17 protein-coding genes are annotated in these 21246 nt (G+C 61.6%); 8 read left to right on the forward strand and 9 right to left on the reverse strand.

Translation table 11 applies throughout. The features are described 5' to 3' along the window. Positions 1 to 170: 170 nt before the first annotated feature. The gene (locus OGM67_06905; GenBank protein ID UYJ36031.1) at positions 171 to 386 is read left to right on the forward strand and encodes a cation transporter; all 216 of its coding nucleotides are present in this window, start codon (positions 171 to 173) and stop codon (positions 384 to 386) included. 63 nt (positions 387 to 449) lie between these two features. After that, positions 450 to 2312, forward strand: coding sequence for a heavy metal translocating P-type ATPase (locus OGM67_06910; GenBank protein UYJ36032.1), 1863 nt, complete (start codon positions 450 to 452; stop codon positions 2310 to 2312). Between the two features lie 210 nt (positions 2313 to 2522). On the opposite strand, the gene OGM67_06915 is transcribed toward OGM67_06910, so the two are convergent. After that, on the reverse strand, positions 2523 to 3221 hold the full coding sequence (locus OGM67_06915) for a M23 family metallopeptidase (GenBank protein UYJ36033.1): 699 nt from the start codon (positions 3219 to 3221) through the stop codon (positions 2523 to 2525). A 59-nt stretch (positions 3222 to 3280) separates the two neighbouring features. Continuing rightward, entirely contained in the window at positions 3281 to 4273 is a 993-nt protein-coding gene (locus tag OGM67_06920; protein ID UYJ36034.1) for a Gfo/Idh/MocA family oxidoreductase, read from the reverse strand. Positions 4274 to 4526: 253 nt separating this feature from the next. On the opposite strand from OGM67_06920, the gene OGM67_06925 reads away from it, so the two are divergent. From OGM67_06925 to OGM67_06945, 5 genes are all read left to right on the forward strand, one after another. Then, entirely contained in the window at positions 4527 to 6140 is a 1614-nt protein-coding gene (locus tag OGM67_06925; protein ID UYJ36035.1) for a peptide chain release factor 3, read from the forward strand. 15 nt (positions 6141 to 6155) lie between these two features. Further along, a complete protein-coding gene (locus OGM67_06930) occupies positions 6156 to 7040 on the forward strand; it encodes a YitT family protein (GenBank protein UYJ36036.1) in 885 nt (294 codons plus the stop codon). A gap of 163 nt (positions 7041 to 7203) precedes the next feature. Continuing rightward, positions 7204 to 8601, forward strand: a complete 1398-nt coding sequence (locus tag OGM67_06935) for a radical SAM protein (protein ID UYJ36037.1) — start codon at positions 7204 to 7206, stop codon at positions 8599 to 8601. After that, a complete protein-coding gene (locus OGM67_06940) occupies positions 8598 to 9773 on the forward strand; it encodes a hypothetical protein (protein ID UYJ36038.1) in 1176 nt (391 codons plus the stop codon). Before OGM67_06935 ends, OGM67_06940 begins: the two co-directional genes overlap by 4 nt. Next, positions 9770 to 11824, forward strand: coding sequence for an AAA family ATPase (locus tag OGM67_06945; GenBank protein UYJ36039.1), 2055 nt, complete (start codon positions 9770 to 9772; stop codon positions 11822 to 11824). Before OGM67_06940 ends, OGM67_06945 begins: the two co-directional genes overlap by 4 nt. A 211-nt stretch (positions 11825 to 12035) precedes the next feature. On the opposite strand, the gene ptsP is transcribed toward OGM67_06945, so the two are convergent. From ptsP to OGM67_06960, 3 genes are all read right to left on the reverse strand, one after another. Continuing rightward, positions 12036 to 13715 (reverse strand): phosphoenolpyruvate--protein phosphotransferase, encoded by a 1680-nt coding sequence (gene ptsP / locus OGM67_06950; GenBank protein ID UYJ36040.1) that lies wholly within the window; start codon positions 13713 to 13715, stop codon positions 12036 to 12038. Between the two features lie 78 nt (positions 13716 to 13793). Further along, a complete protein-coding gene (locus OGM67_06955) occupies positions 13794 to 14054 on the reverse strand; it encodes an HPr family phosphocarrier protein (GenBank protein UYJ36041.1) in 261 nt (86 codons plus the stop codon). A 187-nt stretch (positions 14055 to 14241) separates the two neighbouring features. Next, positions 14242 to 15015, reverse strand: a complete 774-nt coding sequence (locus OGM67_06960; GenBank protein UYJ36042.1) for a Cof-type HAD-IIB family hydrolase — start codon at positions 15013 to 15015, stop codon at positions 14242 to 14244. 138 nt (positions 15016 to 15153) lie between these two features. Between OGM67_06960 and OGM67_06965 the strand changes: the two genes are divergently transcribed. Next, positions 15154 to 15672 carry a gamma carbonic anhydrase family protein gene (locus OGM67_06965; protein UYJ36043.1) on the forward strand — a complete coding sequence of 173 codons (519 nt, stop codon included), beginning with the start codon at positions 15154 to 15156 and terminating at the stop codon, positions 15670 to 15672. A gap of 223 nt (positions 15673 to 15895) precedes the next feature. On the opposite strand, the gene ilvD is transcribed toward OGM67_06965, so the two are convergent. The 4 genes from ilvD to ilvB form a co-directional block, all read right to left on the reverse strand. After that, the gene (gene ilvD, locus OGM67_06970) at positions 15896 to 17554 is read right to left on the reverse strand and encodes a dihydroxy-acid dehydratase (GenBank protein ID UYJ36044.1); all 1659 of its coding nucleotides are present in this window, start codon (positions 17552 to 17554) and stop codon (positions 15896 to 15898) included. Positions 17555 to 17736: 182 nt separating this feature from the next. Further along, a complete protein-coding gene (gene ilvC / locus OGM67_06975) occupies positions 17737 to 18756 on the reverse strand; it encodes a ketol-acid reductoisomerase (GenBank protein UYJ36045.1) in 1020 nt (339 codons plus the stop codon). Between the two features lie 164 nt (positions 18757 to 18920). After that, a complete protein-coding gene (gene ilvN, locus OGM67_06980) occupies positions 18921 to 19490 on the reverse strand; it encodes an acetolactate synthase small subunit (protein ID UYJ36046.1) in 570 nt (189 codons plus the stop codon). Positions 19491 to 19500: 10 nt separating this feature from the next. After that, positions 19501 to 21165, reverse strand: coding sequence for a biosynthetic-type acetolactate synthase large subunit (gene ilvB / locus OGM67_06985; protein ID UYJ36047.1), 1665 nt, complete (start codon positions 21163 to 21165; stop codon positions 19501 to 19503). Positions 21166 to 21246 lie beyond the last annotated feature (81 nt).

Consider the following 21246-nt stretch of genomic DNA (forward strand, 5'->3'; position numbering starts at 1 on the left):
GCCGAGGGCCGGATGAGGGGCGGCGTTTCGGCAGTGACCCGCCAACGAGCAATAACGGCAAGTTTGCCCCTCATCAGTCCGCTTCGCGGACAGCTTCCCCCTCAGGGGAAGCCTTTAAATCCAGTTACTCATATTAAAAAATACTTATTTATACAAAGGAGACCACCACCATGCAGAAGAAATTCAAGATCGAAGTCGATTGCGCCAACTGCGCTGCCAAGATCGAGACCGCCGTCAAGGCACTGCCCGGCGTTAAGAACGCAAGCGTCAGCTTTATGGCCCAGAAAATGCTGCTGGAGGCTGATGATGACAAGTTTGATGCCGTCCTGAAGGACGCCGTCAAGGCGGCGAAGAAGGTCGAGCCTGATTTCGAGATCGAGCTGTAAAGCAAGGGTGGCCCATCCACGGCGGTGGGCCGCCTTTTGCCCCGGATTTGGAGGAAGCTACTCATGACGAAGAAACAGAAAAAAACGCTCAAGCGCATCCTTGCGGCATTGGTGCTGACGGTGCTGCTGGCGGTGGTGTTCCATTTTACCGCACTGCCGTGGTTTGTGCAGCTGGCGCTGTGGCTGGTGCCCTATTTCATCATCGGCCATGATGTGCTGCGCAAGGCCTTTATGGGCATTAAGAGCGGCGAGGTCTTTGACGAGAATTTCCTGATGGCGGTCGCTACGGTGGGCGCTATGGGCTGCGGTGAGTACGCCGAGGGCGTGGCCGTTATGCTGTTCTACCAGATCGGGGAGCTGTTCCAGTCCTATGCCGTCGGCAAGAGCCGGTCGAGCATCTCGGCGCTGATGGACATCCGGCCCGACAGCGCGAATCTCGAGGCTGCGGACGGCGGCGTCTCGGTCGTTGACCCGGACGATGTGGCCATCGGCTCTACAATCGTTGTAAAGCCCGGCGAGAAGATCCCGCTGGACGGCGTGGTACTGACCGGTGAGTCTACGCTGAACACCGCCGCCCTGACCGGTGAAAGCCGCCCGCGCACCGTGCGCCCCGGCGATGAGGTCATCAGCGGCTGCGTCAACGCCGATGCCGTGCTGCGCATCCGCACGACAAAGCTCTACGGTGAGTCCACGGTGGCAAAAATTCTGGACCTTGTGGAAAACTCCAGCCTGAAAAAGGCTCCTGTCGAAAATTTCATCACGAAATTTGCCCGCTACTACACCCCCGCTGTCTGCATTGCCGCGCTGGTGCTGGCCGTTGTGCCGCCGCTGTTCCTTGGCGGCTGGCTCGACTGGATCATGCGCGCGCTGACATTCCTCGTTATCAGCTGCCCCTGTGCGCTGGTCATCTCGATTCCGCTGACCTTCTTCGGCGGTATCGGCGGCGCGTCCAAGTGCGGTATTCTGGTCAAGGGCGGCAACTATCTGGAGGCACTGTCCAAGACCGGCATTGCCGTGTTTGACAAGACCGGCACCCTGACGAAGGGCGTTTTCAAGGTCACCCGCACCGCCCCTGTTGACGGCGTGAGCGAGAAGGATCTGCTCGAGAGTGCCGCGCTGGCCGAGAGTTTTTCGAGCCATCCCATCAGCAAGAGCCTGCGCGAGGCCTGCCCGGGGCTGGACGCCCGCCGCGCCTCCGATGCGCAGGAGATCGCAGGCCACGGCGTGAAAACGCTGGTGGACGGTCATACCGTGCTGGCCGGCAATGCCCGCCTGATGGAAAGCGAAAAAATCTCCTACACCGCCGCCGAGGGCGCGGGTACGGTCGTTTATGTGGCGCGTGACGGCAGCTTTTTGGGCTCGGTCCTGATCTCTGACGAGGAGAAGCCCACTGCCAAAGCCGCCATGCAGGGCCTTCAGGCGCAGGGCGTGCGCACCGTCATGCTGACCGGCGATGCCCCCGCCGTGGCCGAGCTGGTGGCCAAGGATCTGGGCATTGACGAGGTCCATGCAGGTCTGCTGCCCGCCGATAAGGTCGAGTGGGTCGAGAAGCTGCTGAGCCAGAAGCCCGAGAAAAAAGAGCTGGCCTTTGTGGGTGACGGCATCAACGATGCACCGGTGCTGATGCGCGCTGACATCGGCATTGCGATGGGCGCGCTGGGCAGCGATGCCGCCATCGAGGCCGCCGACATTGTGCTGATGGACGATGATCCGGCAAAGATCAGCCTTGCAATGCGCATCTCCCGCAAGTGCATGAGCATTGCCTATCAGAACATTGTCTTTGCGCTGGCGGTCAAGGCGCTGTGCCTGATCCTGACGGCGCTGGGCATCACAAACATGTGGTGGGGTGTCTTTGCAGATGTAGGCGTCATGGTGCTGGCCGTGCTGAACGCGACCCGGATGCTGAATGTGAAGCAGTACCAGTAAAATTTGCAAAAAAAAGGCGTGTGCCCGGTGTGGGTACACGCCTTTTTTGAAATGGCTTCCCCCGCGGGGGAAGCTGTCAGTGGCCCAGACCACTGACTGATGAGGGCAGAGTTTACCATCACGACCCGTGCATGGGCCGCAACCGGAAGGCCACCCCTCATCCGCCCTCGGGCGGGGCCTCGGGCACCTTCCCCCACGGGGGAAGGCACTTTACAGCAGGCCCTCCGGGTCGAGGTACGCGCCGTCCTTGATGCACTCAAGGTGCAGGTGGTTCTCGCCGCTCGTCTCGGCGGGGATGGCACCCGCCTTGCCCAATGTGGCGGTGGTTGTCACGCTGTCCCCTGCCTTGACGGCGGGGGCAGCCAGGCCGCAATAGCGCCATGTGATGCCGTTGGCGTCCTCGACCTCCACCACATTCCCCCACAGCGCATCCTCGGTCACGGATGTGACCTTGCCGGCCTTGGCGGGGCATACGCTCTGGCCGGCGGGGGCAGCGTAATCTGCACCGTTGTGGGTGCGCCAGTCACCCAAGGTTTCGCTGTAGACCAGCTCATTGCCGCTGAACGCCGCCTGCGGTTTGGCATCCCAGATCCCCGGTCTGGCGGCGGGCGGTGCGTCGGCTGCCGGAGCCTGTGCGGCCTCGGGCGCGGCGGTGGCTGCGGGCTTTTCGGCTGCGGCCGGCGTCTGGGTAGGCTTTGGTACATCCTCGGCAGGCTTGTCGATGGCCGCATCCGGCTGTGTCCAGACGGAATCGTCCTGCAGGGCCTCTTTGCGGATGCGCGTCAGGTCGGCAACATTGCCTACGATGCTGCGCAGTGCCAGAATCCCCGCCGCTGTGGCCGCAAATACCATGGCCAGACAGAACAGATACAGCCCTTTTTCCTTGAAAAACTGTTTGATATGGTTCATGCTTCCCGTCCCTTTCGGTTGAAATGTGTATGCCGTTAGTTTGGACGGGGGTCGCTTATTTATTCACCGTCAGCGGTATTTTGGCGCAGCAGCTCCAGCAGCTCCATCACATGCATCGTGCGCAGGCGGGCAGCCGTCTCAGCGGCTGTGTCGTGTGCAGCAATGATGCGGGCAAACTCGGCGAACTCATAGGCCATGCGGTGGCGCGGCGCGGCGGGGCCGTCCGTGCGCACGCAGTCATTCCGCTGAGCGCCCAGCAGGCTGTAAACGGCGGGCAGAGAGTTGGGGTTGCCGTCCACCACAAGGTACCCGCCGGGACCCTGCAGTACCATGCCGTTCCGGCTGTTGGAATCCTTGGCAGCTAGCGCGGTGGCGGTAAAGCGGCCGTAATCAAGCAGCGCCAGCCCGGCAACATCAATGCCGTTCTCCCCGCGCACAGGGCGGTACTCTGCGGCCTTGGGCATACCCAGCAGCCCGACAAGCAGATGCAGACAATAGACGTTCATGTCCCCCAACGCACCGCCCTGACAGGCCGGGTCGAACACAGGATGGACAATGCCACGGCAGTAATCATCGTACAGACGGCTGTGAGAGCAGAACACCGCCGAGGCCGCGCTGATCGGCCCGAGCTTTGCCGTCTGCTGCTGCAGGAAGGCAAACTGCGGCATATAAGGGATCGTGATGGCCTCGAACAGCACAAGGCCCTTGGCATCGGCGAGGGCGAACAGCTCCCGCGCCTCGGCCGCGGTGGAGACAAAGGGCTTTTCAAGGATGACATGGTATCCGGCGTTCAGCGCCCGCTTGGCGGCGGCATAGTGCAGGTGGTTGGCCGTGCCGATGTAAACGGCATCGAAGCCGCCGGCGGCGTAGCAGGCGTCCTCATCGGTGTAGACGGCCGGGATGCCGTACTGCGCGGCCCATGCCTCGGCCTTGGGGCGGCTCTGGGGACGGCAGCAGAGAGCCTGCACCGAGATCTCCGGCATGGCGGCGGCATTGGCAAGGAACTCGTCAACAATGCGGCTGGTGGAAATGACAGCGAGGGTGAGAGGCATAGTGGGACACTCCTATCTTATTATAGTTGCAATAAGGATAACATTCCGCGGCGGCTTTGCAGGGCGGGCAGTCCCCTGCCCGCCGCACCTACCCCCATTAAACCCCACACTTTTCTCTCTGTCAAGCAAATTTTTCATTGCATTTAGCGGGCAAACCGTGTATGATATAATATTGGATTATTATAGAGGAGTGTGCCCCCCATGTAAAGAATCGGGACGAAATTCCGTACACACACAAATATAAGGAGTCATCATGGCATCATTGCGCGAAGAAATCGAATCCCGGCGCACATTTGCGATCATCTCGCACCCCGACGCCGGCAAAACCACACTGACCGAAAAGCTCCTGCTCTACGGTGGGGCCATCCAGACGGCCGGCTCCGTCAAGGGCAAGCAGAGCGCCAAGCACGCTGTATCCGACTGGATGGATATTGAGAAGCAGCGTGGTATCTCGGTCACCTCCTCTGTCCTGCAGTTCAACTATCAGGGCAAGTGCATCAACATTCTGGACACCCCGGGTCATCAGGACTTCAGTGAGGATACCTACCGTACCCTGATGGCGGCGGACTGCGCCGTCATGGTCATCGACGCCGCCAAGGGTGTTGAGGCCCAGACCATCAAGCTATTCAAGGTTTGCACACTGCGCCATATCCCCATCTTCACCTTCGTCAACAAGATGGACCGCGAGGCCCGCGACCCGTTTGAGCTGATGGAAAATATCGAGGAGATCCTCGGCATCAAGACATACCCGATGAACTGGCCCATCAGCTGCGGCAAGGACTTCAAGGGCGTCTACGACCGCAGCGCCAAGCGCGTGCTGGCGTTCTCGAGCGATGGGCGCGCCAACGGCGTCAAGATGGTCGATGAGGTCGAGGCCGAGCTGGGCGATGCCGCGCTGGACACGCTGATCGGCACGGCCAACCATGAAAAGCTGGCAGAGGACATTGAACTGCTCGACGGCGCTGCCGAGGAATTTGACCTTGCGGCCGTACAGCGCGGCGAATTAAGCCCCGTGTTCTTCGGCTCCGCCCTGACCAATTTCGGCGTTGAGCCGTTCCTGAAGGAATTTCTGCGGCTGACCCCCGCCCCCCTGCCCCGCAAGGATGCTGCCAGCGGCGAGCTGGTGGACCCCTGCAGCGAGCAGTTCAGCGGGTTTGTGTTCAAGATTCAGGCCAACATGAACAAGAATCACCGCGACCGCATTGCGTTTTTGCGCATCTGCTCCGGCAAGTTTGAGCGCGGCATGGAGGCTTTCCATGTGCAGGAGGGCAAGAACATCAAGCTTGCCACCGGCACCAGCCTGATGGCCGATGACCGCGCCATCGTCAGCGAGGCCTATGCGGGCGATATTATCGGTCTGTTCGACCCGGGCATCTTCTCGATCGGCGACACGCTCTGCACCGGCAAAAAGCATGTTCAGTTTGCCGGCATCCCGACCTTTGCACCCGAGCATTTTGCCCGTGTGACGCAGGTGGACACGATGAAGCGCAAGCAGTTCGTCAAGGGCATGGAGCAGATCGCGCAGGAAGGCGCGATCCAGATCTTCCGCGACCTCGGCTCCGGCATGGAGGAGGTCATTGTCGGCGTGGTCGGTGTGCTGCAGCTGGAGGTTCTGGAGTACCGTTTGAAAAACGAGTACAATGTCGATATCCGTATGCAGTCCCTGCCGTATGAGCATCTGCGCTGGATCTTGAACGATCCCGATGAGCTGGACATCAAGCATCTGGACCTGACCAGTGATACCCGCGCCATCGAGGATATGAAGGGCAACCCGCTGCTCCTCTTCGGCAGCCCGTGGAGCATCAACTGGGCCGAGCAGCACAATGAGACCCTCAAGCTCTCCGAGTTCGGCAACCTGACATTCTAAGGGAGGGCGTCTGACTTGTTAGCGCAGCTGAAAAAGCACCTGACCCCGCGGGAGCTGTGGTCCGATGTCAAATTTTTCTTTCTGCTGAATCTCGGCCTTGTGGCCACGGCAGTGGGCATTGCCGTTTTCAAAACGCCAAACCACTTTGCGTTCGGCGGCACCTCCGGCCTGTCGATCGTGCTGGCAACGCTGTTCCCACGGTGGAATGTGGGCGCGTTCATGTGGTTCATCAACGCGGCGCTGGTCGCACTGGGCTTTGTCTTTCTGGGTGTGCGGTCGATGGGGTGGACGATCTACTCCTCCTTTGCGCTGTCGTTCTATGTCAGCCTGTGTGAGCGCGTCTACCCGCTGTCCCGCCCGCTGACCGATGATGTCTTTCTGGAGCTTTGCTTTGCGGTCATTTTGTCGGCTGTGGGTGCGGCCATCGTCTTTAACATCGGTGCGTCCACCGGCGGCACCGACATTGTGGCGATGATTTTGAACAAGTACACCAGTATGCCAGTCGGCCGCGCGCTGATGGTCAGCGATCTCGGCATTGTGCTGGCGGGTGCTTATCTCTACGGTCCTGCCACCGGCCTGTACTGCATTTTGGGCATGATCCTGAAAAGCACTGTTGCAGACAGCGCAATCGAGAGCATCAACATGCGCAAGGTCTGCACGGTTGTGACCTCCAACCCTGAACCTGTGCGGGACTTCATTGTCAATGACCTGCACCGCTCCGCCACGATGGAGCATGCCGAGGGCGCGTACACCCACGATAAAAAATGGGTGCTGACCACCGTGCTGACCCGCGGGCAGGCCCAGAAGCTGCGCCTGCATGTCCACGGGCTGGATGACCACGCCTTTATCACGATCGTCAACAGCAGTGAGATTGTCGGCAAGGGCTTCCGGTCAATCTGACAAAACAAAGGGCCGCTCCGGCCCCGTATACCTTGCACCCGCCTGCGCGGCGGGTGCTTTTCTGTTGTTACAGAGTTGTAATTCTTTTCAAAATATGGTATACTTTCCTATAAGTATCGCAAGGATACTGCTATATTACGATTGACGAGGGGAACCTCTTTTTATGAGAAATACAAAACATCTGACCTACCGGGAGCATCGATTCCTGCATGGCCATCTGAACCGGGTGCGGCATATCACGCTTGACCCGGACGGCCCCGGCGTGGTGCGCATCCATCTGGTGCCCTGCCACAGGCCCGACCGTGAGACACCGTTCACAGCAATTCTGAACGGGCAGGACATTCTGCCGCTGAATGTCAGCTGGGCGATCCTGCTGACCAACCTGATCGAAGCACTGAATCCCTACACCGGCAAGGAGATACGCCCGCAGGACTGGGAGGCCATTCAGGCGCAGGCGGTGTCTGCCACCCGCAAAATTTACCGCAAGGCTGAGTATGCCCAGATCGAGGGCGATCTGCAGGCGATGCTGGACTGCCTGTGCACCGTTGCACGGGGCGGTACGCCGACGCTGACAATCCAGCCCATGCAGCTGGCGGCGTATGCGTCCCGCATGGTCGGGCCCCACCGCATAGATCTGATGGTCAGCTCAATGGTCAAGGACGGCGCGTGGCACTGCAACCAGAAATGCCTGCACTGCTATGCGGCCAACCAGCCGCTTTCCGCCGTGCCGGAGCTGGACACCGACCAGTGGCTGGCGGTCATTGAAAAATGCCGCAGCGCGGGTGTCACTCAGCTGACCTTTACCGGCGGCGAGCCTACGCTGCGCCATGATCTGATCAAGCTGGTGCAGGCGGCCCAGTGGTTTGTGACCCGGCTGAACACCAACGGCCGGATGCTGACCAGCATGATGTGCAAGGATCTGCGCGCCGCAAACCTTGATGCGGTGCAGATCACCTTTTATTCCGCCGAGGCAGAGATCCATAACCAGCTGGTCGGCGTGGACGGCTACAATGACACCCTCAACGGCATCCACAACGCGCTGGCCGCAGACCTGAATGTCAGCCTGAACACGCCGCTCTGCAGCCTGAACCGCGACTATCTGTCGGTCGTGAAGCTGGCCCACACGCTGGGCATACGGTATCTGACCTGCAGCGGGCTTATCCCGGCCGGCAATGCCGATACCGCCGCCAGCCGCGCTGTGCGGCTGACCCCCGCCGAGCTGGAGGAAACGCTGCGCCCCGCGATGGAGTATGCCGCCGCCAACGGCATCGAGATCAGCTTTACAAGCCCCGGCTGGCTGCCCGAGGATACGCTGCGGGCGCTCGGCTTTACCCAGATCCCCAGCTGCGGTGCCTGCCTGTCCAATATGGCCATCGCCCCGGACGGTACGGTCCTGCCCTGCCAGAGCTGGCTGACCGGCAAGGGGCTGGGCAACCTGCTGCGCACACCGTGGCCGCGCATCTGGCACAGTCATGAGTGCCGCGCCATCCGGGAGGAGAGCGCGAAGATGGCACAGCGCTGCCAGCTGGGCGATACCCCGATGCAGGAGGGCTGCCGATGAAGATGCAATTTATGCGCCGTCTGGCGCTTTTATGTGCCGTGCTGGCCTGCGGCGCGCTGCTGGCCCTGCCCGCTGCGGCGGCCCAGACCGAGGCCCCCTGCGCCGAGGACGGCGATATGGATTATATCCGCAGCTATGTCGTGACGGTCGATCCGCGGGAGGACGGCTCTGCCGACATCACCTACGACATCGACTGGCAGGTCATTGACGGCGATAAGACCGACTATCTGAGCTGGGTCAAGATCGGGCTGGCCAATTCCAGCGTGAACGAGATGACCCCGCTGACCGATACGATCTACGATCTGCAGTATTCCGATGACGGCGGCAGCTATGCCAAGGTCGTGTTCACCCAGCGCTACTACTCCCCCGCTGTAGCGGCGCAGAACGGCGGCGAGAGCAGCGTCCGTTTTGCGTTCCGCGTACACCAGAGCCATCTGTTTACAAAAAATGATGACGGCACGGCAACCTTCAATTTCACGCCCGGCTGGTTCGATGATCTGAGCGTTGAGAATATGCAGGTGCGCTGGCGCAATTACGATGGCTTTGTGGCCGATAACACCGGCATTGACGGCGAGTACCTGACCTGGGATTTCGGCGCGCTGAAGCATGGCCAGGCCGCCAATGTGCATGTGACGGTCCCTGTGACGAACGCCGCAGCCTTTGCCCCCGATGCCGCCATGACCACCGATGACTACGACAGCGGCATGACCACGGATGAGATCATCGGGGTGCTGGCAACCGTAATTATCCTTCTGCTGGCGGCGGCCATTATCATCATTGCGGTGGCGGCCCGGTCCCCCGACTGGGGCGGCGGCTTCGGCAGTGACATCGACCCCGATGACTGGTTCTGGTACACCAACGGGGTACACACGATCCGCCGGCCCTGTGCGGCACCCCCGCCCAGCGGCTACCACCGCACCGACCCGCCGGCAAAATACCAGTCCGGCGGCGGCAGGACGCGCGGCGGCGGCACGGGGCGCAGCCACTCCAACCATGCAAGCTGCGCAAGCAGCTGCGCCTGCGCGTGTGCTTCGAGCTGCGCGTGTGCCTGCGCCTGTGCAGGTGGCGGCCGTGCGGGCTGCAGCGTCAAGGACTTTTACGCCGTTAAACTCCCCCGCAATTCTGCAGGGGCTGATGCGGGCATCGGCCCGGAAAAAGAGGACGAATCATGAGTCTGGAAGACAGTTACGATGCCTGGGTCCGCGGCCTGATGGGCGGCGGCAAATACGCCGCCACTCCCCGCCAGACTGCCGAGGCCAGTGAGGCCGTGCAGCAGATGCAGGCCCAGCTGGATGCCCTGACCGCCGCCCAAAAGCGGCAGAATGCCGCAGAGAGCGTGCTGGCCGGTGTGCAGAAGGCGGGTGCCGCCACGGCAGAGAGCGTGCGCAAAATGAGCAGCGACCTGACAAAATCGCTCAAGCAGGACGGACTGCTCGGCGGCACGGTGGCAGCCCCCGCCCCGGCCCCGGCAGCCCCCGCTAAGGTGGATTTTACCGGCGTGGCCGATACGATCAGGGCGCAGGTGCTGGGGCAGGACGCCTTTGTGTCGGCGCTGGTCAAGGCGTTCCGCCGCCCCTTTGTGCTGGGGACCGCGCAGGAGGCCGACCGCGCGCGCAGCGTGATGCTGCTCTGCGGCCCCAACGGCACCGGCCGCCACTATGCGCTGGGCTGTGTGGTCGAGGAGCTGGCTGCCCGGGGCATTTTGCGCAGTGCGCGCATTGAAACGCTCGATTTGGCTCTCTACCCCGGCCCCGCGCAGGAAAAGCTGTTTCTGCAGGATCTGTACGCGGCGCTGCAGTCGGACGCCGAGGTGCTGGCCTTTGAGCATTATGAGAGCTGCGCCGCCAACTATCTGAATATGCTGTCCACCCTTGCGCTGGACGGCACACTGGCGCTGTCCAGCCGGTATGTGCTGCAGCGCGGCATTCTGGTAGATGTGGGCACGGCGTTGGCCCCCGGCGCCATCGGGGAACTGCAGGCAGGTGGCAAGTATTTTGTTTTCTACTCCAACAAGGGTGAGGCCGCGCTGGCCGACAGCTTCGGCGCGAAGTTTGTGGACGCCGTGGCGGGCGACATCTGCCGCACGGAGGTGTTCACCCCCGACGCACTGGCCGCCGTGGCTGCCCGGGAGCTGAATTATCTGGCGCAGCGCACCCGCCGGCAGTGCGGGCTGGCGCTCTCAATGGGGGCGGATGTGCGCGACCTGCTGGCCGCCCAGTACGGCAAGACCAGCGGCATGCAGGCAATGCGCGACTACTGCGAGACCGTCTACCGCGCCATCGCCGAGTATGTGCTGGATGCCGACACGCCGCCCGCGGACGGCACCCCAGCCCTGCTGAGTGCCGAGAACGGCCGCCTGTGCATGGCAGTGGACGGCGGCGCGCCCATCGACCTGCTGGCGCTGCTGCCCCAGCAGTACCGCGGCGATGTGGACGCAGTCGAGGCGGAGCTGGATGCCATCATCGGTCTGGACGAAATCAAGAGCTATGTGCGCGACATTGCCAAAAATGTGCAGGCCCAGCAGCGCCGCAAGGCGCAGGGCCTCAAGGTGGCCGAGGTCAACATGCACATGATCTTTACCGGCAATCCCGGCACCGGCAAGACCACGATCGCCCGCATTCTGGCAAAATACCTCAAGGCCATCGGTGCGCTGCGCGGCGGCCAGCTGGTCGAGGTCACCCGCGCCGACCTTGTGGGCCGCTATGTGGGCCACACGGCACCGCTGACGAATTCGGTCATACAGAGTGCGTTGGGCGGTGTGCTGTTCATTGACGAGGCCTACGCCCTCTACCGCGGCGGGGAGGACAGCTTCGGGCTGGAGGCCATCGACACGCTGGTCAAGGGCATTGAGGATCACCGCGATGATCTGGTCGTAATTTTGGCGGGCTATACGAAGGAGATGCAGCTCTTCCTGAGCGCCAACTCCGGTCTGGCCAGCCGCTTCCCCAACCAGATCGAGTTCCCCGACTATACCGGCGAGGAGCTGTATAAGATCATGCTCTCCATCGCCAAGGGCAAGGGCTACACGCTGGACGAGGGCTGCAGACTGCCGCTGGTCACCTATTTTGACCGCAAGCAGGCCGAGGATGCCGCCACGAACGGCAACGGCCGTATGGCCCGCAATACGCTGGAAAAGGCCATCCTCAACCAGTCGAAGCGCTTGGTGGCAGACCCGGATGCAAGTCTGGAGCTGCTGCTGCCCGGGGATTTTGAGTTGGAATAAGTGGTGCTGACGGCACATGGGTAAAGCCCCTCAGGCCTCGCGGGCTCGGCCAGCTCCCCTGAAAGGGGAGCCTTTTAAAGCCTCCCCTCACAGGGGAGGTGGTCGAGCGTCAGCGATGACCGGAGGGGCTTTGCTGCTTCGCCGCTGCCACCCACAAAAAATGGACACCTGACATTTCATCAGGTGTCCACTTTATTTTATAAAACCAATTTTACCGTGCCGTATAATCCGAATCCAGCTCGCTCAAAATGCGGTCGCTGGTCTCGCGGGTGTCGGTCATGCGGACGGCGTTGCGCAGCGGCAGCACCGAGCGCGGGGTGACGGAAAGCTCGTCCACACCGAATGCCAGGAAGGTCTCGGTCAGGGCGAGGTCAGCGCCCAGCTCACCGCAGATGCCGACCCAGATGCCGTTCTTGTGCGCGTTCTCGGTCACAAGGCGGATCAGGCGCAGCACGGCCGGATGATGCGGGTCGTAGAAGCGGCCCAGGTCATTGTTCTGGCGGTCGCAGGCCAGCGTGTACTGGGTCAGATCGTTGGTGCCGATGCTGAAGAAATCGACCTCCTTCGCCAGACGGTCGCTGTTGATGGCGGCGGCGGGTGTCTCAATCATGATGCCGATCTGGACCTCCTCGCTGTAGGGGATGCCCTCCTGCTTCAGCTCGCGCTTGACCTCCTCGCAGAGCTTCTTGGCTTCGCGGACCTCCCAGACGGAGGTGACCATCGGGAACATGATGCCCAGCTTGCCGAAGGCGGAGGCGCGGAAGAGGGCGCGCAGCTGGGTCTTGAAGATCTCGGGCCGGGTCAGGCAGATGCGCAGTGCGCGCATGCCCATGGCGGGGTTATCCTCCTTCGGCAGATCAAAGTAGCCGATCTGCTTGTCAGCGCCGATGTCCAGCGTGCGGATGATGACCTCCTTGCCGTCCATGTCGGACAGGACCTGCTTGTAGGCCTCAAACTGCTGATCCTCGGTCGGATAATCGCTGGTGTTCAGATAGAGGAACTCGGAGCGGAACAGACCGATGCCGCCGCCGTCATTGACCTGCACGGCGTGGACATCCTCGGGCGAGCCGATGTTGCAGTAGATGCGGATGGTCTTGCCGTCCTTCGTCACATTGGCCTGACCCTTCAGCGTTTCCAGCAGACGCTGGAGGCGCAGCTGCTCATCGCGCTTTTTCATCAGGCGGTCGCGGGTGTCGTCATCGGGGTCGATGACAAGCGCGCCGGTGCTGCCGTCCGCAATGGCGGCGCGGCCCTCATACTCGGGCTTGAGCGCATCGCCCATGCCGACGATGGCGGGGATACCCATTGTGCGGGCCAGAATGGCGGTGTGGCTCGAGCCGGAGCCGCCCGCCGTGATAAAGCCCAGAATCTTGGTCTTGTCAAGCTGGATCGTCTCGGACGGGGCCAGATCGTCAGCGCAGAGCAGCACCGGCACATCGGAAGCAATGCCGCCCTGTACGATGCCGCAGAGGATGCTCAGGATGCGCTGGCTGACGTCCTTGACATCAGCGGCGCGGGCCTGCATGTAGGCATCGTCCATCGAGGCGAACATCTCGGCAAACTGCTCGGCCGTGTCGGAAACGGCGGCCTCGGCGTTCATCTTCTGGTTGAGAATGCGGTCCTCGATGGCCTCCTCATAGTCGAGGTCCTCAGCCATCATCTGGTGCGTTTCAAACAGCATGGCGGCCTCGTCACCGGCATCCCTGCGGGCCTGCTCGGCCAGATCGCCCAGCTGCTCAACGGCGCCGGTCTGGGCACCTTTAAAGCGATGCCACTCGGCATCGGTATCCTCTACGGTATAGCGCTTGATCTCTGCCGTGGCGCGGCGGTAAAAATAGAGCGGGCCAACGCCGACACCGGCAGAAACGCCCTTGCCTTGAATCGTGATCATTGGGGGAGCCTCCCTTTTCATCAAATAAAAGGCCGCGGCCGCCGTATTGCTGTGGCGGCCGCGGCCGTAAAATCGGAATTACAGATGCTCGTTGAAGAACTTCTCCATGGCGGGGGCGGCAGTCTCCTCGTCAGCACCCTCGATCTGGACGGTGACGGTGTCGCCGCACTTGATGCCCATGCCCATCAGGGCCATCAGGCGGGTGGCGTCAACAGACTTGCCGTTCTTGTCAACGATGGTGACGGTGCTCTGGCAGCTCTTGGCCTCTTTTGCCAGCATGCCGGCAGGACGCGCATGGATGCCGACGGGTTCTTTGATGGTATAGGTGAATTCTTTCATAGCTTTTTCCTCCCATAAATGCACGGCAGATAGAGTGCAGTGCAATTCAATAAGCTGTTATTATAATAACATACTAATCCGTCTGCGTCAACGGAAAAAGGGCCGAAAACGCGCTGAAATTTTGGCCAAATTGTCTAGAATTTTCGTGCGGCGGTGTGCGTTTCGTCCATGCGGCGGCATATATGCCCTATTTCTGTAGAAATTCGCGCAGCACATCCTCCGGCCGAGGGGTGTGCAGGGGGTAGCGCGCACGCAGGGGCGCGGCGGCACTGTCCATAATGTAGGGGGTGCCGACAAGGTCCAGCATGGCTACATCGTTGTAATTGTCGCCGAACGCCATCACCTCATCGTGGGCAAAGCCCAGCACACTGCAGAGCGATTCTACACCGATGCCCTTGTTTGCGGTCGTGGTGTCGATCCAGTAGGGGCCGGCCACCGCGCAGTTGGCCTGCTGCCAGCGCGGCACAAAGCGGTCGACATAGGGCGCGACCCCCTCGTGCAGATAGACCGACACCTTGACAATCTCCTCCGGAATTTCGGACGGGTCGGCAATGACCTTGTACCGGTTGCCGATGAACCGGATGCGGTCGAGCATGCCGAGGCCCCGCTCCATCAGGTAGGCACAGTTCTGACCGGAAAGCATGACCTCTCCCTGACCGTCGCTGCGCTCCCACAGGTCGTGGGCAATTTCCTCGGCCAGAGCGCGGGGCATCGGATTTTCCGCAATGCACTGCTCGTCCTTGAACAGGACGCCGCCGTTCTCGCACAGAAAAACGCAGCAGTCGGCTACCGGCTCAAACAGCAGGCGCAGGCTGGTGTACTGCCGTCCGGAGGCCGGGCAGAACAGGATGCCGCGGTCATGCAGAGCGCGGATCTGATCAAAGATCTCGCCCTCCAGCTTTTTGCGGCCATATTGCAGCAGCGTACCGTCAATGTCGCTGCAGATCATTTTGATTGCCATAGTACAACTCCTTTTATTTCACAGGGATATTGTACCATATTCGGTTAGGTCTTTGCAATTTTGTTTTGCGGCGGTATAATGGTTGAGGGCGGGCGGATATGGACGCCCCGTAGGACGGTATCGAAAGGAAGAAACCCTATGGCTTTTATCACAATAAATGGGCGCTCCCCTGCCGATCACGGTGCGGCGTTTGTGGCGGAGAACGCAACACTGGCGGGCTGTGTGCGCCTTGCGAAGGAGAGCAGCGTCTGGTACGGTGCGGTGCTGCGCGCCGACACGGGCTGCATCACCATCGGCGAGAACACCAATGTGCAGGATAACGCCGTACTGCACACAGGCCCCGGGCTGGATGTCAAGGTGGGCAAGGGGGTATCCATTGGGCACGGGGCCATCGTCCACGGCTGTACAGTGGGCGACCACTGCCTGATCGGGATGCACGCCACGATCCTGAACGGAGCGGTCATCGGGGACGGCTGCCTGATCGCTGCCGGGGCGCTGGTGCCGGAGGGGACGGTCATCCCGGCAGGCAGCCTTGTCATCGGGGTGCCGGGCAAGGTCGTGCGCCCGGTCAGTGCGGAGCAGGCCACCGGAATCAAAGCCAACGAAGAAGAATATTTGCAGCTGGCGGAAGCGCACAAAAAAGTGCGCAACCTGTAGGGGGCGGCGTCCCCGACGCCCCGCAGGGCAGGCATGTACTTTTCGGGTGAATTGTAGGGCGGCCAGTCCTCTGGCCGCCGCGGAGGGGTCAAGACCCCTCCCTACAAAGCAACCAGTCAAGGGGTGCCAACGGCAAAGCTGAGGACCGGACATGTCCGGCCCCTACAAAGCAAGAAAAAGTGCTGCGATCCATTGCGGAAAGCAGCACTTTTTATTTTGCGGATTACTTCAGCACCGCACCCAGATTTGCGCTGGTGACCAGCCGGGCATAGCGTGCCAGCCAGCCGGTCTTGATGTTCGGCTCAGGCTGGATGTAGGCGGCCTTGCGGGCGGCAAGCTCCTCCTCGCTGACGGCCAAGTGGATGGAGGCATTCGGGATGTCGATCTCGATGGTGTCCCCCTCCTTGACAAGGCCGATGGGGCCTCCGGAGGCAGCCTCGGGGCTGACATGGCCGATAGCTGCGCCGCGGGACGCACCGGAGAAGCGGCCGTCGGTGATGAGAGCCACGGTCGTATCCAGCTTCATGCCTGCCAGCGCGCTGGTGGGGTTGAGCATCTCCCGCATACCGGGGCCGCCCTTGGGGCCCTCGTACCGGATGACGACCACATCACCGGGGTGGATTTCGCCGGCGTAGATGGCCGCAATGGCGGTATCTTCGCTGTCAAAGACGCGGGCCGGGCCGCTGTGGACCTGCATCTCGGGCGCAACAGCGCTGCGCTTGACAACGCAGCCGTCCGGCGCAATGTTGCCCCACAGGATCTGCAAACCGCCGGTCTGGCTGTAGGGGTTGTCGATGGAGCGGATGGCCTTGTCGTTCAGGATTTTCGCGCCCTCGATGTTCTCTCCCAGTGTCTTGCCGGTGACGGTGGGAACCGCGAGGTCGAGCAGCCCCTTTTTGGCCAGCTCGGCCTGCACGGCCGGAATGCCGCCTGCCTCATACAGGTCGGGCATGTGGGTCGGGCCTGCGGGTGCCAGATGACAGAGGTTCGGCGTTTTGGCGCTGATCTCATTGAAAAGCGCAAGGTCGATCGGGCAGCCCGCCTCCTGCGCGATGGCCAGCAGGTGCAGCACTGTGTTGGTGGAGCAGCCCAGCGCCATGTCGCAGGTCAGGGCGTTGCGGATCGAGCGCTCGTTGATGATCTGGCGCGCGGTCACGCCGCGGTTGACGAGATCCATGACGGCCATACCGGCGTGCTTGGCCAGCTGCAGCCGCTTGGCATAAACGGCGGGAATCGTGCCGTTGCCGGGCAGAGCGATGCCGATGGCCTCGCACAGGCAGTTCATGCTGTTGGCCGTGTACATGCCGGAGCAGGAGCCGCAGCCCGGGCAGCAGTTGCAGGTGCAGTCCTCCAGCTGGGCATCATCGATCATGCCGGCCTTGTAGGCACCGACCGCCTCAAACATCTTGGAAAGGCTGACCTCCTCGCCGCCGTAGCGGCCCGCCAGCATGGGGCCGCCGCTGCAGACGACCGCAGGCACATCCATCCGCACTGCAGCCATGACCATGCCGGGCACGATCTTGTCGCAGTTGGGGACCAGTACCAGACCGTCCAGCTGGTGGGCCATGAACATCGTCTCGACGCTGTCGCAGATCAGCTCGCGGCTGGCAAGGGAGTATTTCATGCCCACATGCCCCATGGCGATACCGTCGCAGACGCCGATGGCGGGAATGAGGATGGGGGTGCCGCCCGCCATGCGAACGCCTGCCTTGACGGCATCGGCAATCTTATCCAGATGGGCGTGGCCTGGGACGATCTCGCTGTAGGCGGAAACAACGCCGATCAGCGGGCGGTCCAGCTCCTCCGGGGTGTAGCCCAGCGCATAGAACAGGCTGCGGTTCGGTGCCCGCTCGGGGCCTTTTTTGACATTATCGCTGTTCATAAGGTTTTCTCCGTTTTCAAATAAAATGCCTTCTCCCTGCGGGGGAAGGTGCCGCGAAGCGGCGGATGAGGGGCGGCCTTGCGCCGCTGCCCGTAAACGGGATGCTGCGGGCGCCCTGCCCTCATCCGGCCCTGCGGGGCCACCTTCCCCCTCGGGGGAAGGCTTAGAGCGTTATCTTATAATTACTTCTTGAGCCAGCTCATCATCTTGCGCAGCTCGGCACCGACCTTCTCGATGGGATGGTTGGCAGCGATGCGGCGCTGTGCGAGGAAGTGGGTCTTGCGGCCGCCCTTGGGGCTCATCTCGGTCAGGAACTCACTGGCAAAGGTGCCGTCCTGAATCTCCTTCAGGACCTGCTTCATCTCCTTGCGGGTGTCCTCGGTGATGAGGCGCTTGCCGGTGCGGTAGTCGCCGTACTCGGCAGTGTTGGAGATGGAATAGCGCATCTTGGAGAAGCCGCCCTCGTTGATGAGGTCAACGATGAGCTTCATCTCATGGCAGGTCTCAAAGTAGGCCATCTCGGGGGCATAGCCGGCCTCGACCAGCGTGTCGAAGCCTGCCTGGATCAGCTCGCAGACACCGCCGCAGAGGACAGCCTGCTCACCGAACAGGTCGGTCTCGGTCTCCTCCTTGAAGGTCGTCTCGAGGATGCCGGCGCGGCCTGCGCCGATGCCGGAGGCGTAAGCCAGAGCAATCTCCTTGGCCTTGCCGGTGTAGTCCTGCTCCACGCAGATCAGGGAGGGGCAGCCCTCGCCCTCGGTGTACAGGCGGCGGACGATGTGGCCGGGACCCTTGGGGGCGATCATGATGACATCAACATTCTTCGGCGGGGTGATGGTCTTGAAGTGGATGTTGAAGCCGTGTGCAAAGGCCAGTGCCTTGCCCTCGGTCATGTAGGGGGCAACCTGCGTGTTGTAGATGTCGGCGCAAAGCTCATCGGGCACGAGCATCATGACGACATCACCGGCCTTGGCAGCCTCCTCGACCTCCATGACCTTGAAGTTCTCATGGGTGGCGGCAAACTCGCTGGCCTTCTCCCAGTGGGCGGAACCCTTGCGCAGGCCAACGACCACATTGACGCCGCTCTCGGCCAGGTTTTCGGAGTGGGCGTGGCCCTGAGAGCCGAAGCCGATGACGGCAACGGTCTTGCCGTCGAGCACGCCGAGGTTGCAATCGGAATCGTAATACTTGTTGATAGCCATTGTGGTGTCTCCTTTTGTTGTTGATACTTTTTATATTTGTAATTTTAATTGGGAAACGAAAATAAAAATCCGTAGGGGCGCATTCTATATGCGCCCGTGCAGTGCAGCCTACGGTGGGAGGATATGGAATCCGCCCCTACAGGCATTGAAAATTTACGAGCAGCTCAATGGCAGTGCGTCCCCGGCAGCGGCAGCTGTGCCTCTCCGACCTCCTGCGCGGGCTTTTGCATGTGCTGGTGCTTGCCGCCGCGCTCCAATGCGGTGACGCCGGTGCGGCAAAGCTCAAGAATGTCGTAATCCTGAAGCATTGCGAGGAAGGCATCGATCTTGTCCGGCTTGCCGGTCAGCTCAAAGATCATGCTGTCGGGTGACAGGTCGATGATCTTGGCCTTGTAAATGCTGGAAATCTCCCGCAGGGCGGCGCGGTTTCCGGCATCGCACGCTACCTTTAAAAGCAGCAGCTCACGCTGCAGGCTCTTGTCGGGGTCCAGCTCAAAGATCTGGCGGGTGACCTCAAGGCGTTCGGTCTGAAGGATCAACTGGTTGAGCGCCTGCTCGGTGCCGCGCAGCGTAACGGTGATGCGGCTGACAGCGGGGTCGTTGGTGGCCGAGACCGTCAGGCTGTCGATGTTGAAGCCGCGCCGGCAGAACAGGCTGGAAATGCGCGCCAGAACGCCGTTGGAGTTATCGACCAGCAGGCTGATGACCCGCCGGGTGCTGTTATTCTGTTCCATGCGTGTCACCTCATTCCATGATGATGTCGTTGATGCTGCCGCCGCCGGGGATCATCGGCAGCACCTTCTCGTCCTTGCCGATGCGGCAGTCGATCCAGCTGGGGCCCTTCTGCTTCATCGCATCGGCGAAGGCCGCCTTGAACTCGGCGGGTGTCTCGGCGCGGTAGCCCTTAGCACCGAAGCCCTCGGCCAGCTTGACGAAATCGGTGCGGCGGTGGGGGTCGGTGTCGGAGTAGCGCTTCTCATAGAAGGTCGTCTGCCACTGGCGGACCATGCCCAGCACCTGATTGTTGAAGATGACCGTGATGATGGGCAGCTCATAGCTGACGGCGGTGCAGCCCTCGTTCAGGTTCATGTGGAAGGAGCCATCGCCGGTCAGCATGACAACGCGGGCGTCGCGGCCCAGCGCCATCTGCGCGCCGATGGCCGCGCCGTAGCCGAAGCCCATCGTGCCCAAACCGCCGCTGGTCAGGAAACCGCGGGATTTCGTGTGGTGCAGATACTGTGCTGCCCACATCTGGTGCTGGCCTACATCGGTGACATAGACGGCCTCGGGGCCGGCCTGATTGCAGATTTCGTCAATGATCTGATGGGGCTTCAGCTCGGTTTCGCTGTCCACAGGCTTGTAGTCGTTTTTCTGCCAGCCGCGGATCTGCTCCATCCAGAGCTTGTGCTCGGTCTTTTCGACATAGGGCAAAATGGCCTGCAGGATATAGCTTGCATCGCCGGTCAGGCTCAGGTCTACCGCGACATTTTTGCCAAGCTCGCTCGGGTCGATGTCGATCTGGATGATCTTGGCACGCTTGGCGAAGGTGTTGGGGTTCAGAGCCACACGGTCACTGAACCGGGTGCCAACGGCAATGACGAGGTCGGCCTCATCAATGGCTTTGTTGGCGGCGTAGCAGCCGTGCATACCCAGCAGCCCCAGATTGTGCGGCTCGCCGTAGCTCAGCACACCGGCGGCCATCAGGGTGTAGGTGGCGGGCATACCGGTCTTTTCCAGCAGGTCGCGCAGGGGCTGGCAGCCCGCCGCGCTGCGCACGCCGCCGCCGAAGTAGACGATGGGGCGCTCCGCCTCGTTGATCATCCGGGCGGCAGCCTTGACCTCCTCCTCATCGTAGCGGGTCACGGTGCGGATCAGCTCCGGTGCCTTGGGGGTGAATTCACAGCTGGCGGCGGTGATGTCCTTCGGAATATCGACCAGCACGGGGCCCTTGCGGCCCGACTGGGCAATGCGGAAGGCGGCGCGCATCGTATCGGCCAGATCCTCAACACGGCGGACCGTGTAGTTGTGCTTGGTGATCGGCATCGTGATGCCCTCGATGTAGGCCTCCTGAAAGGAATCTCTGCCCAGCAGGGTCGTGGCCACATTGCCGGTGAAGGCGACCATCGGTACGCTGTCCATATAGGCGGTGGCGATGCCGGTGACAAGGTTTGTGGCACCCGGGCCGCTGGTGGCCAGCACCACGCCGGTGCGGCCGGTCGCGCGGGCGTAGCCGTCCGCTGCGTGGGAGGCACCCTGCTCATGCGCGGTCAATACATGGCGTATACGGTCAGAATTTTTATACAATTCGTCATACAGATTCAGCACGGCACCGCCGGGATAGCCGAACAGGGTATCCACGCCCTGCTCGACCAGTACCTCAACGAAGATCTGCGAACCGGTCAATTTCATGATGCTTGCTCCTTCCTGTTGCCTGACACTGCTTACCGGGAAGCTGTAGGGCGGCATGCCCTACATGCCCCCGGTATGGGG

The sequence above is a fragment of the Oscillospiraceae bacterium genome, assembly GCA_025757985.1.
Taxonomy (GTDB): Bacteria; Bacillota; Clostridia; order Oscillospirales; family Ruminococcaceae; genus Gemmiger.